This is a genomic window from Streptomyces tibetensis (genome assembly GCF_007655005.1).
Classification (GTDB): Bacteria; Actinomycetota; Actinomycetes; order Streptomycetales; family Streptomycetaceae; genus Streptomyces; species Streptomyces tibetensis.
Window position 1 is genome coordinate 23,480 of sequence record NZ_SZVW01000035.1, and the last position, 14,204, is coordinate 37,683.

Genomic DNA, 14,204 nt, shown 5'->3' on the forward strand with positions numbered 1-14,204 from the left:
GCGCCACCCTCAGTTGTCGTCCGAGACCGATGGGTCGTTGTTCGGTTATCCGGCCGTTACTAGCGAGTAACGAACCCCCTTGTGCGGGCGGCGAGAATGCACCACGATCAGCCACGCTCGGTCCATTCCCGTACCCCGGCAGCCGGTTGGGTCGCGGGACAACCTGGGTCCCCACCGAGCAGAGCCGGCGGCAGTGGCGCCGGCTCTTGGACAGGGGGGTCTTCGCCCTTCGGGCGAAGCCTGTCCAGCAGGGTTGTGCGTGATGCGTGTCAGGCGCGACCAGTGGTTGTCGCTCGGGGGTGATCGCCGGTGATTCGGGCGCAGTTGCGCCGCCGAGTGCAGGCGCTCTCCTTCCCGAGGACGTAGCACTTCTCCCATCCCTGCCCGGCTGAGCCGCCAATCGGGGCGAGCCAGGACAGGAGATGTACGTCCGAGAAGGAGGAAATATGGAGTCCCAGGTGCGTGGCGGGACCAGATGGAAGCGGTTCGCTGTGGTCATGGTGCCCAGCGTCGCCGCTGCGGCATGTGTGGGTGTAGGACTCGCGCAGGGTGCGCTGGCCGCGTCGTTCAGCGTCTCCGGCCAGCAGTTCAAGGTGTCGGCCAGTCACCTGCACGGTGAGGGTTTCGCTCAGTACGGCGGAATCGACAGCGTCTACACCTCGACCGACGGTGACAAGAAGACGCCGGTGCCCGTCGCGATCTCGTCGTTCGACGACGCGACGATCAGCAAGATGTGCCAGTCGGTCGCGACGCCGATCCCCCTCATAGGCAAGACGGTCTACCTCCGTCTTGAGGCGGGGAACGACGCCAAGAAGCCGGTCAAGGCGGAGAACCTCTACATCGACGTCGCGCAGCTCGACGCCGATGCGGAGTTCAAGAACATCGACATCGGTGTCGCGGTCAAGGACAAGACCCGTGGTCCTGCGGTCAAGGACACGAAGACCACGCTGCCGGGCGGGTTCGCCCAGCAGGCCGAGTCGGCCGACCTCTACGGCGTCAAGCAGACGGCGTGGGCGACCACGGCCGGCACGTTCAAGCTGAGCGGCCTGTCGATGAAGCTCGGCACGGACAAGGGCATGGAGTGCTACTGACAGCCTCCGTCCCACGGGTGTCCGGGGGCGGCTGACCCGCCCCCTTCGAGGGGCGGGGAGGCCGTCGCTTCCCCGCCCCTCGGGCCCGGCCCTGTACCGGGCCACCACACAGACTTAAACTTTCCGGCTTCTCCACACGCCTACGGCCGAGCCGGTACGTACCTCCATCGGACCGAGGGAGCTGTTTTCCATGAGTGCCGAGACTCCGGTCCAGAGCGCCGGGACTTTCGCCCGGTTGCGTCGGCGATTCCGTGACTGGCGGGGTACCCGGCCGTTCTGGGCAGGCCTGTTCACCATCCTCGGCGGGGTGCCGATCGCCTACTTCCCCTACGCCACCCTCAAGTTGGGCACCATGTCGCTCACCATGGCGACCACCGCGGGTGCCGGCTCCCTCATCATCGGGGTCCTGCTGATCACACTGGGTCTGACCATGTGGTTCCAGCAGGCGACGCGTGTCTTCGCCGGTGTCGCGGCGATCATCCTCGCCCTGGTGTCGCTGGTGGTCTCCAACATCGGAGGCTTCCTCATCGGCTTCCTGCTGGCCATGCTCGGCGGCGCTCTCGCCGTCGCCTGGGTGCCGGGCAAGTCGCAGGACACGGGGAAGGGACGTCGGGCGGCCGGTAAGGGACCGAAGGGAGAAGGAGCCGTGGAGCCCTCTCCCGAGAGCCCGGCCGGTGAGACGGGCGGGACGCACCCGCCGTACGGGACCGGCGACGGCGGCCCCGCGGACGGCGTCCGGTCCGAGGCCCACAACGGGGGGTACCGTGTCGGCTGACCCTCGCGACGGTTCTCCCGCCACCCAGACGAAGGGGAGAACGGGGCCACGTCACGCGGCTCCCAAGAAGCCGCTCTTCACCCGGTTCCAGATGCCGGCCGGCAAGGCGATAGCCATGGCGGCGATGCCCACCGCGGTCCTCATGGGCATGGGCTTCACCCCGACGCTCGCCCTCGCCGACGAGCAGCCGTCGACCTCCAACAGCCTGAAGGCCGACGAGTACAAGAACTGCCTCGCGGCGCTGGAGGACGACAAGGACGGCGCCTCCCCGTCGCCCTCGCCGAGCGAGAGCGAGGCCGCGGGCGACGAGGACAAGGGCACGGCCGAGCCGACTCCCTCGGCGTCCGCCGGCTCGGACGCGCATGCGGACAAGGACGGCTCGTCCTCTTCGTCGGATTCAGGTTCCGACGACAAGGGCGACAAGACCGAGCCCACCCCGGCTCCTTCGGCGTCCGAGAGCGCGTCGGGCGAGGACGACGAGGCGACGCCCAGCCCGTCGCCGTCCAAGAGCGGCGGCAACATCCTCGAGGACATCGGCGATGCGATCGGCGGCATCCTCACGGGCGGCAAGTCCACCGAGAGCCCGAGCCCCACGCCCTCCGCGTCCGCCTCGCCGTCCGGCGACACCAGCAAGGCCGAGGGCACCGAGACCGAGGGCACCGAGACGTCCTCGGACACGGGCAAGGACGACGCGTCCGACGCCGTCAAGAAGACGACCGACACGGTCGAGGACACCGTCAAGGACACGACGGACAAGGCGTCGAAGACGGCCGGGGACGCGACCGAGGCCGCCGAGAAGGCGGCCGACGCGGCCGAGGACGCGGCAGGGAAGGCCACCGCCTCCCCCAGCCCGTCCGCGAGCCCCTCCGTGGATCCCGAGGACTGCCCGGCCGCCACGGACGCCGAGGGCGGGGTGGACAACGAGCTCCTCGTGCCCGACGAGCCCTGGCGCCTGGAGGCCAGCTCGCTGACGCTGAAGGGTGCCGACTACCAGGGCATCGTCGAGGTGAAGACCGCGAGCGGCGCCACCAAGAAGGTCCTGAAGTACGTCATCAACGACGGGACCGACATCGGGGACCTGCACCAGCTCGTCACGGACAAGCAGTCCGGCAAGACCCACCACGTGCAGGCGGCGAAGGGGTCGACGTCCACGATCACCGACGGCAAGACGGTGATGTACACGGAGAAGATCTCGGGCAACCTGCTCGGTCTGATCCCGGTCACGTTCGACCCGGAGCACCCGCCGCCCCTGAACATCCCGCTGATCTACTTCACCAACGTGAAGGTCGTCCAGGCCGGCCAGTTCGGCGGCACGCTGACGGTGCCGGGGCTGCATCAGTACGTGACCGGCTGAGCCGGTCTTCTCCGGGAGCCGCGAAAGCTGTGCCCCGCCGGGTGGAGACCCGGCGGGGCACAGCCGTCGTCGGGAGCTGTGGCTGACGGATCGTCCGCCCGGGCCGGCGTCGCGTACACCAGCCCCATCAGTCCCGCTGAGGCCGCCACCAGTGCGGTGCCGCCCAACCCCCGTGAGCGCAGGGCTCTTCGTATGTCGTCGCCTGTCTGCTGGTCGAATGGTGAGCCAGGAAGAGAGCAGGCGGACATGGATGAACGCCGCTGAGGGCGCCCCCTGTTGGCAGGGGCGCCCTCAGTCGTGTGGGCCGAGGTCTTCCTCGGTCAGCTGTTCGTGCCGCCCAGATGGTGGACGCGGACCATGTTGGTCGTGCCGGGGACACCGGGGGGCGAACCGGCCGTGATGACCACGATGTCGCCCGGGTTGAAGCGGTTGAGCTTGACCAGCTCCTGCTCCACCAGGTCGACCATCTCGTCCGTGCTGTTCACGAACGGCACCACGTACGGCTCCACGCCCCAGCTCAGCGCCATCTGGTTGCGGGTGCCCTCGTCGGTGGTGAAGGCGATGATCGGCTGCTGCGCCCGGTAGCGGGACAGGCGGCGGGCGGTGTCGCCGGACTGGGTGAAGGCCACCAGGCCCCGGCCGCCGAGGAAGTCGGCGATCTCGCACGCGGCCCGGGCCACCGAACCGCCCTGCGTGCGCGGCTTCTTGCCCGGCACCAGCGGCTGCAGGCCCTTGGACATCAGCTCCTGCTCGGCCGCGGCGACGATCTTCGACATCGTCTTCACGGTCTCGATCGGGTACGCGCCCACGCTGGACTCGGCGGACAGCATGACCGCGTCGGCGCCGTCCAGGATCGCGTTGGCCACGTCGGAGGCCTCGGCGCGGGTCGGACGGGAGTTGGTGATCATCGACTCCATCATCTGGGTCGCCACGATCACCGGCTTGGCGTTGCGCCGGCACAGCTCGATCAGGCGCTTCTGCACCATGGGGACCTTCTCGAGCGGGTACTCGACGGCCAGGTCACCGCGGGCGACCATCACACCGTCGAACGCCATCACGACGTCCTCCATGTTCTGCACCGCCTGCGGCTTCTCCACCTTGGCGATGACGGGGACGCGGCGGCCCTCCTCGTCCATGATGCGGTGCACGTCCTGGACGTCCTTGGCGTCCCGGACGAAGGACAGCGCCACCAGGTCGCAGCCCATGCGGAGGGCGAAGCGGAGGTCCTCGATGTCCTTCTCGGACAGGGCGGGCACGTTGACGGCCGCGCCGGGCAGGTTGATGCCCTTGTGGTCGGAGATGACGCCGCCCTCGATGACGATCGTCCTGACCTTGGGGCCCTCGACCTCGGTGACCTTCAGTTCGACGTTGCCGTCGTTGATGAGGACCTGGTCGCCCTTGGTGACATCGCCGGGCAGACCCTTGTAGGTCGTCCCGCAGATCGTCTTGTCGCCCGGGACGTCCTCGGTGGTGATGGTGAACTCGTCACCGCGCACCAGCTCCACGGGACCCTCGGCGAAGGTCTCCAGGCGGATCTTCGGGCCCTGGAGGTCGGCGAGGACACCGATGGCCCGGCCGGTCTCCTTGGCGGCGGCACGGACCCGGTCGTACCGGCCCTGGTGCTCGGCGTGCGAGCCGTGGCTGAAGTTGAAGCGGGCCACGTTCATGCCGGCTTCGATCAACGCGACAAGCTGATCGTGGGAGTCGACCGCGGGGCCGAGAGTACAGACGATTTTCGAACGGCGCATGGGGGCGATCCTATCGGTTTGTTTCGCAAGGGAATATTCCGTCTGGCGGAAAATACAAAAGGGCGGGATGCCGCTCAGGTGTGATTCCCCGAACCAATTACCAGCGCGTAGGTCTGTGTCGCGATCTCCAATTCCTCGTCAGTAGGTACCACCGCCACCGCGACCCGGGCTCCCTCGGGCGAGATCAGCCGCGCCTCGTCACCGCGCACGGCGTTGCGCTCGCCGTCCACGGCCAGCCCCAGCTCCTCCAGGCCCGCCAGCGCGGCGGCCCGCACAGGAGCCGCGTTCTCGCCCACACCGGCGGTGAAGGCGACCGCGTCCACCCGTCCGAGTACGGCGTAATAGGCGCCGATGTACTTCTTCAGGCGGTGAATGTAGATGTCGAACGCCAGCTCCGCCTGCTCGTCGCCCTCGTCGACGCGACGACGGATCTCCCGCATGTCGTTGTCGCCGCACAGACCGATCAGGCCGCTCTTCTTGTTGAGAAGAGTGTCGATCTCGTCGGCGGACATTCCACCAACACGCATCAAATGGAAGATGACGGCCGGGTCGATGTCTCCGGAGCGCGTACCCATCACGAGCCCCTCCAAAGGCGTCAGTCCCATGGAGGTGTCCACGCAGCGGCCGCCCCGCACGGCCGAGGCGGACGCCCCGTTGCCCAGGTGCAGCACGATCACGTTCGTCTCGGCGGGGTCCTTGCCCAGCAGCCCGGCGGTGGCCCGGGAGACGTAGGCGTGGGAGGTGCCGTGGAAGCCGTAGCGGCGGATACGGTGCTCGTCGGCGGTCTCGACGTCGATCGCGTAGCGGGCGGCCGACTCCGGCATCGTCGTGTGGAACGCGGTGTCGAAGACGGCGACCTGCGGCAGGTCGGGCCGCAGCGCCTGCGCCGTGCGGATCCCGGTGAGGTTGGCCGGGTTGTGCAGCGGCGCCACCGGGATGAGCCGCTCGATCTCGGCGAGCACGGCGTCGTCGACGACGGTCGGCTCGGTGAAGTGCTTCCCGCCGTGCACCACCCGGTGGCCGATCGCGGCCAGTTCGGGAGAGTCCAGGCCGAGACCGTCCTTCGCGAGCTCCTCGGCCACGGCCTTCAGGGCGGCGTCGTGGTCGGCGATCGCCCCGCCGCGCTCCCGGCTCTCGCCGCCGGCCGGGGTGTGCTTCAGACGGGAGGTCCGCTCGCCGATGCGCTCGACCAGGCCCACCGCCAGCCGGCTGCTGTCGCGCATGTCGAGCAGCTGGTACTTCAGGGAGGAGGAACCGGAGTTGAGGACGAGGACGCGGGTGGGGCTCACTGGGCGGTTGCCTTCTCGCTCGGGGACGGGGCGGGGGACTGGGCCTGGATCGCCGTGATGGCGACGGTGTTGACGATGTCCTGGACGAGGGCGCCCCGGGACAGGTCGTTGACCGGCTTGCGCAGACCCTGCAGCACCGGGCCGACGGCGATGGCGCCGGCCGAGCGCTGCACGGCCTTGTAGGTGTTGTTGCCGGTGTTCAGGTCGGGGAAGATCAGCACGCTCGCCTGCCCGGCGACCTCGGAACCGGGCAGCTTGGTCGCCGCGACCGACGGCTCCACGGCGGCGTCGTACTGGATCGGGCCCTCGATCTTCAGGTCGGGCCGGCGCGCTCGCACGAGCTCGGTGGCCTCGCGGACCTTGTCGACGTCGGCGCCGGAGCCGGAGGTGCCGGTGGAGTACGACAGCATCGCGATCCGCGGCTCCACGCCGAACTGCTCGGCCGTGCTCGCCGACTGGATGGCGATGTCGGCGAGCTGCTGGGCGTTGGGGTCCGGGTTGACCGCGCAGTCGCCGTAGACGAGGACCTTGTCGGCCAGGCACATGAAGAACACGGACGAGACGATGTCGGCGTCCGGCTTGGTCTTGATGATCTCGAAGGCCGGGCGGATGGTCGCGGCCGTGGAGTGCACCGAGCCCGACACCATGCCGTCGGCGAGGCCCTCCTGGACCATCAGCGTGCCGAAGTAGTTCACGTCGGAGACGACGTCGTAGGCCAGCTCGACGGTGACGCCCCGATGGGCGCGCAGGGCCGCGTACTGCTCGGCGAAGGTGTCCCGCAGCTCGGAGGTCGCCGGGTCGATCAGCTGGGACTCGCCGAGGTCGATGCCGAGGTCGGCGGCCTTCTTGCGGATCTGGTCGACCGGCCCGAGCAGCGTCAGCTCGCACACGCCCCGGCGCAGCAGCACCTCGGCGGCGTGCAGCACCCGCTCCTCGGTGCCCTCCGGCAGGACGACCCGGCGCAGGTCGGAGCGGGCCTGCTCCAGCAGCTTGTGCTCGAACATCATCGGGGTGACGCGGTCGCTGCTCGGCGCGGAGACCCGGCGGGCGAGGTCGGCGGTGTCGGCGTACCGCTCGAACAGGCCGAGGGCCCGCTCCGCCTTGCGCGGCGTGGCCGCGTTCAGCTTGCCCTCCAGGGAGAACAGCTGCTCGGCGGTGGGGAAGCTGGTGCCCGCCACCGACAGCACCGGGGTGCCGGGGGCGAGGCGGTCGGCGAGGGTGAGGATGTGGTCGCCGGGCACCTCGTCCAGGGTGAGCAGCATGCCCGCTATCGGCGGGGTGCCGGCGCTGTGCGCGGCGAGCGAGCCGACGACCAGGTCGGAGCGGTCGCCCGGGGTGACCACGAGGCAGCCCGGGGTCAGGGCGCTCAGGAAGTTCGGCAGCATCGCGCCGCCGAAGACAAAGCCGAGCACGTCCCGGGCGAGCCCCGAGTCGTCGCCCAGCACCACCTTGGCGCCCAGGGCGTGGCCGATCTGCGAGACGGTCGGCGCGGACAGCGCGGGCTCGTCGGGCAGCACGTAACAGGGCACGGGCAGCCGGGAGTCGAGCTGGCCGGCGATCTCGTCACGGTCCTCGCGGGCCACCCGGTTGGTGACCATGGCCAGCACGTCGCAGCCCAGGGTGTCGTAGGCGCGGTAGGCGTTGCGCGTCTCGGCGAGCACGGCCTCGACGGTCTGCTTGCGACCGCCGACGACCGGGATCACGGACGCGCCGAACTCGTTCGCCAGCCGGGCGTTGAGCGACAGCTCGTCCGGGAGCTGGGTACCGGCGTAGTCGGTGCCGAGGACCAGGACGACGTCGAAGTTCCGGGCGACCAGGTGGAAACGGTCGACGAGCGTGGACACCAGCTCGTCGGTGCCGGCCTCGGCCTGGAGGGCGGACGCCTCGTGGTAGTCCATGCCGTAGACGGTCGCCGGGTCCTGGGTGAGCCGGTAGCGGGCGCGCAGCAGCTCGAAGAGGCGGTCGGGCCCGTCGTGGACCAGGGGGCGGAACACACCGACCCGGTCGACCTGCCGGGTGAGGAGCTCCATGACCCCCAGTTCGACGACCTGGCGTCCGTCGCCGCGGTCGATGCCGGTCACGTACACGCTGCGGGTCACGCGCGCTCTCCGTTCGTCTCGGATGGGGGTACTCTCTCGCCCCACTGCTATCCAGCCAGGGGGCACAAAAATCGCCCACCGAGGTGAGCAGAACCCTCTTGACAATACCTCTGCCGCTGGATAAGGCGCCCGTCAGCGTAGGGGTTCCACAGGGGGCTGTGGGGCGTGAAACAATCGGCAGTGGCTCACCGGTGTCAACAGCGAGCAGGAGACACAGCACGATGCGTATCGGAGTTCTCACCGCAGGCGGCGACTGCCCCGGCCTGAACGCCGTGATCCGGTCGGTCGTGCACCGGGCGGTCGACAACTACGGCGACGAGGTCATCGGCTTCGAGGACGGCTACGCGGGTCTGCTCGACGGCCGCTACCGCTCCCTCGACCTGGAGTCCGTCAGCGGCATCCTGGCCCGCGGCGGCACCATCCTCGGCTCCTCCCGCCTGGAGCGCGACCGGCTGCGCGAGGCCTGCGAGAACGCCTCCGACATGATCCACCAGTTCGGCATCGACGCGCTGATCCCGATCGGCGGCGAGGGCACGCTGACGGCCGCCCGCATGCTCAGCGACGCGGGCCTGCCCGTCGTGGGCGTCCCGAAGACGATCGACAACGACATCTCCTCCACGGACCGCACCTTCGGCTTCGACACCGCGGTGGGCGTCGCCACCGAGGCGATGGACCGGCTGAAGACCACCGCCGAGTCCCACCAGCGGGTCATGGTGGTGGAGGTCATGGGCCGGCACGCCGGCTGGATCGCCCTGGAGTCCGGCATGGCGGCCGGTGCGCACGGGATCTGCCTGCCGGAGCGGCCGTTCGACCCGGCCGACCTCGTGAAGATGGTCGAGGAGCGCTTCTCCCGCGGCAAGAAGTTCGCGGTGGTCTGCGTCGCCGAGGGCGCCCACCCCGCCGAGGGCTCCATGGACTACAACAAGGGCGCGATAGACAAGTTCGGCCACGAGCGCTTCCAGGGCATCGGCACCGCCCTCGCGCACGAACTGGAGCGGCGCCTCGGCAAGGAGGCCAAGCCGGTCATCCTCGGCCACGTCCAGCGCGGTGGTGTGCCGACCGCCTACGACCGGGTGCTCGCCACGCGGTTCGGCTGGCACGCGGTGGAGGCGGCGCACCAGGGCCGGTTCGGCCGGATGACCGCCCTGCGCGGGACGGACATCGTGATGGTTCCGCTCGCCGAGGCCGTGACCGAGCTGAAGACGGTACCGAAGGACCGGATGGACGAGGCCGAGTCGGTCTTCTAGGAAATCGGTCTTCGAGGAGTCGGCCTTTGAGGAGTCGGCCTTCGAGGAGTCGGCCTTCTAGCCGGTTTCCGGGGCGGGGTCTTCCCGGAGTTTCGTCCAGAAGTGCTCCACGATCCGGTCGAGGAACTCCTGGCCGGCGTCGCCCGCGTCGCCGCTGCCGCCGCCCCAGCTCAGGGTGGTGGCCATGTGGCCCTGGTAGTCCTCGTGCAGGCTGCGCAGGGCGTGTTCCAGGAACCGCCGGTCCAGGGGCACGAGTTTGGCCACCGGGCGGGCATAGGCCTGCCAGCGGGTCGTCGCGGCGCTGCGCAGCAGCTCGCCCAGTCTGGCGTTTCGGCCCGTGACGGTCACGAGGTCGGGCAGCCCGAGCCCGAGCAGATCGGCCAGGGCGGCGGCCTGGCGTTCCGTGCCGCGCCAGCTGTCGGTCTCCTCCATGCGCAGATACGCGTGTACGTCGTGCCCCACGGCCCGGGCCACGTCCTCCGGGGCGAGGCAGCGGGCGATGCGGTGTTCGCGCAGGGAGCGCGGTTTGCCGATCAGTTCGGCGGGCGAGCACCACAGCACGCCCGCGAGCGCGGTGAGTTCGGAGTCGGTCGGGGCGGTGGCCCCGCGTTCCCAGGCCATCACGTGGTCCGGCGTGATGTGGGGATGTCCGTACGAGACGCGCATGCCGTGGGCGACGTGCTCGGGTGCCATGCCGAGGGCCGCGCGCAGCCGGCGGGCGGCGGGGGCGTTGAACGGCCGGATGGTGGGGGCGGTCTGCGTCGGGGGAGAGGGAGACGGGCGGTTCGGTCGGGCTGAAGGTCGGCGCACGGCCCACAAGCTAGGGCGGCGGGCAGAGGCTGACTACGGTCAGTTCGGCCAGGATCACGGATTGTAGGAAGCTACGGCTACCGACGGGTTCGACCGGGGCTGAAGATCGTCTGTCGGTGGGGGCTCGGGCGCGGCGAGGATGGCGCCGGGTCCGATGATCACGGGCCCGGAAAGGCAGTGACTCACGTGAACGGCAAGCTCAACGGGCATATTCGCGAGCGTCTTCTCGCGCCGAACTTCTGGCATCTCGCGACGGTGGGGGCGGACGGCGCGCCCCAGGTGTCGCCCATGTGGGCGGACATCGAAGGGGAGTACGTCATGGTCAACACCTCGGTGGGGCGGGTGAAGGAGGAGAACCTGCGGCGCAATCCGTACGTTTCGCTGTCGCATCACGACCCCGAGAACCCGTACGACCGGGCGGAGATCCGGGGCAGGGTCGTCCGGTTCGTGGAGGGCGAGGAGGCGGAGCGGGCGATGGACCGGCTGGCGCGGAAGTATCTCGGGGAAGACCGGTATCCGTGGCTGCTGCCGGGCGAGCGCCGGGTGATGCTGCTGATCGAGCCGACGCGGGTACGGAGGCTGGACGGTGTCGAGCCGTTCCGGGCGGGCGTGCTGCCGGAGGGGACGACGGGCTGACCCGCGTCCCCAAGCCGAACCCTCACGCAGGGGCTGAACCCGTACCCGCGGGCGCACCCACGGGCTGAGCCCTCACCACGGATGGTTTGATCACCGGAGCGCCCGGCGAGCAGGTCTCGCCGGGCGCTCCGGCGCGCGGCGGGCCGGTCTCGGTGTGATCGCCAGATCCATGTGTGATCGTCCGACCCATTGACCCCGCCCGTTCACCCACTTAGCCTCCATCTCCATACGTGGACGTCATCTGCATACAGAGACGGCCGCGTGGGGATGCCTCACCAGGGATGGGACACCGGTTCAAAGGGGAACTGCCTTGCCTCTGCTCGTCGTCGGGCTCAGCGTCGTGATCCTGCTCCTGCTCATGACCAGGCTGAGACTGAACGGCTTCGCGGCCCTGCTGCTCGTGGCGGTGGGAGTGGCGCTGGTGCGGGGCATCCCCGTGGCGACCATCCCGGACGTCCTCTCCGAGGGCATCGGCGACCAGGTCGGCGACACCATGCTGACCATCGGGCTCGGCGCCATGGTCGGCCGCGTGATGGGCGACTCGGGCGCCGCCCAGCGCATAGCCGGCCGTCTCCTCGACGCCTTCGGCCCGCGCTGGGTCCAGGTCGCCATGGTGGTCACGGCCATGCTCATCGGCGTGACCATGTTCTACGAGGTCGCGTTCATCATCATCGTGCCCATCGCGTTCACCCTGGTCAGGGTCACCGGGGCGAAGCTGCTGTGGGTCGGCCTGCCGATGTCCATCGCCCTGTCCACCATGCACAGTTTCCTGCCCCCGCACCCCGGGCCCACCGCCGTCGCCGCGACCTTCCACGCCTCCGCCGGACTGACCCTGTTCTACGGTCTGTTCGTCGCCGTCCCCGCCGGCGCCCTCGTCGCCCTCACCTGGCCCCGGCTTCCGTTCGTCGCGCGGCTGACGCCGTCCATCCCCAAGGGCCTGGTCAGCGACCGCGAGTTCGGCGACGAGGAGATGCCCGGCCTCGGCTTGTCGCTGTTCGTGGCGCTGTTCCCCGTCGTGCTGATCGTGGCCGCCGCGGTGACCGAGATGGCCACGTCGGGGGAGAGCCCCCTGCTGCACCTCGTCGCGTTCATCGGGTCGGCGCCGATCGCGCTGCTGCTGACGCTGTGCCTGGCCGTGTGGGCGTTCGGGCCGCGCATCGGGCGCAGCCTGAGCGACGTCGGGGCGTCCTGTACGTCGGCGGCTCAGGCGATGGCGATGATCCTGCTGGTGATCGGCGCCGGCGGGGCGTTCAAGAACGTCCTGGTCGAGGGCGGGATCTCCGAGTACATCAAGGACACCACGGACGGCTGGTCCGTCTCCCCGATCGTCCTCGCCTGGCTCGTCGCCGTCATCCTGCGCATCGCGCTGGGCTCGGCCACGGTCGCCGTCGTCACGGCCTCCGGGGTGGCCCTGCCGCTGCTCGCGGGAAGCGGCGTCCACCCGGAGGTGATGGTGCTGGCCGTCGCCTGTGGATCCATCGCGTTCTCGCACGTGAACGACCCCGGGTTCTGGCTGTTCAAGGAGTACTTCAACCTGTCGGTCATCGAGGCGATCAAGGTCCGCACGTCCTACACGACGGTGCTCGCCGTGCTCGGGCTGGGCGGGGTGCTGGTGGTCGAGTGGGTGCTCGACGTTCTGAGTCCGTGAACCGGGTCTTCGTGAAAGGGCGATCCATGAGCATCAAAAGCATCGGCCGTCAGCCGGTCGTCACGTCGTTCGCCGTCCATCCCGTCGCCGGACGGGACAGCATGGAGCTGAACCTCTCCGGCGCGCACGGGCCGTACTTCACCCGCAACGTCGTCGTGCTCACCGACTCCGAGGGGCGGACCGGGCTGGGGGAGGTGCCCGGCGGCGAGAAGATCACGCGGACGCTGCGGGACGCGGAGTCCCTCGTCGTCGGGGCGAAGGTGGGCGACTACAAGCGGGTGCTGCGGGAGATCGGTGAGCGGTTCGCCGACCGGGACGCGGGCGGTCGGGGTGCGCAGACGTTCGACCTGCGGACCACGGTGCACACGGTCACTGCGGTCGAGTCGGCGCTGCTCGACCTGCTGGGGCAGCACCTGGACGTGCCGGTGGCGGCGCTGCTGGGGGACGGGCAGCAACGGGACTCGGTGCGGGTGCTGGGCTATCTGTTCTACGTGGGCGACCCGGACCGGACCGATCTGGAGTACGTGCGGGAGCCCGGCTCCTCGGTGGAGTGGTACCGGGTGCGGCACGAGGAGGCGCTGTCGGCGGAGGCGATCGTGCGGCAGGCCGAGGCGGCGTACGACCTGTACGGGTTCCGGGACTTCAAGCTCAAGGGGGGTGTACGCGAGGGGAGCGATGAGGTCGCGGCGGTGCGGGCGCTCAAGCGGCGTTTTCCCGAGGCCCGGATCACTCTCGACCCGAACGGGGCGTGGTCGCTGCGGGAGGCCGTGGAGTTGTGCCGGCCGCTGGTGGGGACGCTCGCCTACGCCGAGGATCCGTGCGGGGCGGAGGGCGGTTACTCGGGGCGGGAGGTGCTCGCGGAGTTCCGGAGGGCCACGGGGCTGCCCACCGCGACCAACATGATCGCCACCGACTGGCGACAGCTGGCCCACGCCCTGGCTCTTCAGTCGGTGTCCATCCCGCTGGCCGATCCGCACTTCTGGACGATGCAGGGGTCGGTGCGGGTGGCGCAGCTGTGCCATGCGACGGGGCTGACGTGGGGGTGCCACTCCAACAACCACTTCGACATCTCGCTGGCGATGGTGACCCACTGCGGGGCGGCGGCGCCGGGGGAGTACAACGCGCTGGACACGCACTGGATCTGGCAGGAGGGGCTGGAGCGGCTGACGGTCCGGCCGCCCCGGATCGTGGACGGGGAGATCGCCGTGCCGGCCGGGCCGGGGCTGGGCGTCGAACTCGACATGGACCGGCTGCTGGCGGCGCACGAGCTGTACCGGGAGAAGGCGCTGGCGGCCCGGGACGATGCCGCGGCCATGCGGTACCTGGTCCCGGACTGGCAGTTCGACCCGAAGCGGCCGTGCCTGGTGCGGTGACCGCCCCGGACGGCGTCACCGAGGGCGGTACTCGAGCGGCAGGGGGGCGCCCCGGGCGGCGGCGCCGAGCGGGCGGTTCGGGCGCCGTGTGATCACGGCGTGCAAGAGGATCACGGGATCGGTGGCCGAGGAAC

At 70.0% G+C, this 14,204-nt stretch carries 11 protein-coding genes; 7 read left to right on the forward strand and 4 right to left on the reverse strand.

What is annotated here, in order from left to right; all coding sequences use genetic code 11:
• The first annotated feature begins 446 nt into the window (after positions 1–446).
• The 3 genes from FDO69_RS39525 (at position 447) to FDO69_RS39535 (ending at position 3,220) form a co-directional block, all read left to right on the forward strand.
• Positions 447–1,091: a DUF6230 family protein gene (locus FDO69_RS39525; protein WP_104788738.1), complete on the forward strand. Its 645-nt coding sequence runs from the start codon at positions 447–449 to the stop codon at positions 1,089–1,091.
• A gap of 190 nt (positions 1,092–1,281) precedes the next feature.
• Positions 1,282–1,866 (forward strand): DUF6114 domain-containing protein, encoded by a 585-nt coding sequence (locus FDO69_RS39530; RefSeq protein ID WP_104788740.1) that lies wholly within the window; start codon positions 1,282–1,284, stop codon positions 1,864–1,866.
• A 91-nt stretch (positions 1,867–1,957) separates the two neighbouring features.
• Positions 1,958–3,220, forward strand: a complete 1,263-nt coding sequence (locus FDO69_RS39535) for a hypothetical protein (RefSeq protein ID WP_234388301.1) — start codon at positions 1,958–1,960, stop codon at positions 3,218–3,220.
• A gap of 320 nt (positions 3,221–3,540) precedes the next feature.
• Here FDO69_RS39535 and pyk read toward each other — a convergent pair whose 3' ends face one another.
• The 3 genes from pyk to pta form a co-directional block, all read right to left on the reverse strand.
• Positions 3,541–4,968, reverse strand: coding sequence for a pyruvate kinase (gene pyk / locus FDO69_RS39540; RefSeq protein ID WP_104788746.1), 1,428 nt, complete (start codon positions 4,966–4,968; stop codon positions 3,541–3,543).
• 74 nt (positions 4,969–5,042) lie between these two features.
• Positions 5,043–6,257, reverse strand: coding sequence for an acetate kinase (locus FDO69_RS39545; protein WP_104788748.1), 1,215 nt, complete (start codon positions 6,255–6,257; stop codon positions 5,043–5,045).
• Positions 6,254–8,356 (reverse strand): phosphate acetyltransferase, encoded by a 2,103-nt coding sequence (gene pta / locus FDO69_RS39550; RefSeq protein WP_104788750.1) that lies wholly within the window; start codon positions 8,354–8,356, stop codon positions 6,254–6,256. The genes FDO69_RS39545 and pta overlap by 4 nt, the downstream gene beginning before the upstream one ends.
• Before the next feature lie 221 nt (positions 8,357–8,577).
• Between pta and FDO69_RS39555 the strand changes: the two genes are divergently transcribed.
• Positions 8,578–9,603: an ATP-dependent 6-phosphofructokinase gene (locus FDO69_RS39555; RefSeq protein WP_053670536.1), complete on the forward strand. Its 1,026-nt coding sequence runs from the start codon at positions 8,578–8,580 to the stop codon at positions 9,601–9,603.
• Between the two features lie 57 nt (positions 9,604–9,660).
• On the opposite strand, the gene FDO69_RS39560 is transcribed toward FDO69_RS39555, so the two are convergent.
• A complete protein-coding gene (locus FDO69_RS39560) occupies positions 9,661–10,413 on the reverse strand; it encodes a helix-turn-helix domain-containing protein (protein ID WP_234388302.1) in 753 nt (250 codons plus the stop codon).
• A 177-nt stretch (positions 10,414–10,590) separates the two neighbouring features.
• Here FDO69_RS39560 and FDO69_RS39565 point away from each other — a divergent pair, with 177 nt between their 5' ends.
• The 3 genes from FDO69_RS39565 to FDO69_RS39575 all read left to right on the forward strand — a co-directional run bounded on the left by FDO69_RS39565 (position 10,591) and on the right by FDO69_RS39575 (position 14,070).
• Positions 10,591–11,049: a PPOX class F420-dependent oxidoreductase gene (locus tag FDO69_RS39565; protein ID WP_170321012.1), complete on the forward strand. Its 459-nt coding sequence runs from the start codon at positions 10,591–10,593 to the stop codon at positions 11,047–11,049.
• A 310-nt stretch (positions 11,050–11,359) separates the two neighbouring features.
• Positions 11,360–12,697: a gluconate:H+ symporter gene (locus tag FDO69_RS39570; protein WP_104788755.1), complete on the forward strand. Its 1,338-nt coding sequence runs from the start codon at positions 11,360–11,362 to the stop codon at positions 12,695–12,697.
• A 26-nt stretch (positions 12,698–12,723) separates the two neighbouring features.
• Complete coding sequence (locus FDO69_RS39575; protein ID WP_104788758.1) at positions 12,724–14,070, forward strand: enolase C-terminal domain-like protein; 1,347 nt, start codon at positions 12,724–12,726, stop codon at positions 14,068–14,070.
• Positions 14,071–14,204: the final 134 nt, after the last annotated feature.

Excerpts from the sequence above, each read along its gene's own strand:
- FDO69_RS39525 (WP_104788738.1), top strand. The coding sequence starts at position 447 with ATGGAGTCCCAGGTGCGTGGCGGGACCAGATGGAAGCGGTTCGCTGTG.
- FDO69_RS39530 (WP_104788740.1), top strand. The coding sequence starts at position 1,282 with ATGAGTGCCGAGACTCCGGTCCAGAGCGCCGGGACTTTCGCCCGGTTG.
- FDO69_RS39535 (WP_234388301.1), top strand. The coding sequence starts at position 1,958 with ATGCCGGCCGGCAAGGCGATAGCCATGGCGGCGATGCCCACCGCGGTC.
- pyk (WP_104788746.1), bottom strand. The coding sequence starts at position 4,968 with ATGCGCCGTTCGAAAATCGTCTGTACTCTCGGCCCCGCGGTCGACTCC.
- FDO69_RS39555 (WP_053670536.1), top strand. The coding sequence starts at position 8,578 with ATGCGTATCGGAGTTCTCACCGCAGGCGGCGACTGCCCCGGCCTGAAC.
- FDO69_RS39575 (WP_104788758.1), top strand. The coding sequence starts at position 12,724 with ATGAGCATCAAAAGCATCGGCCGTCAGCCGGTCGTCACGTCGTTCGCC.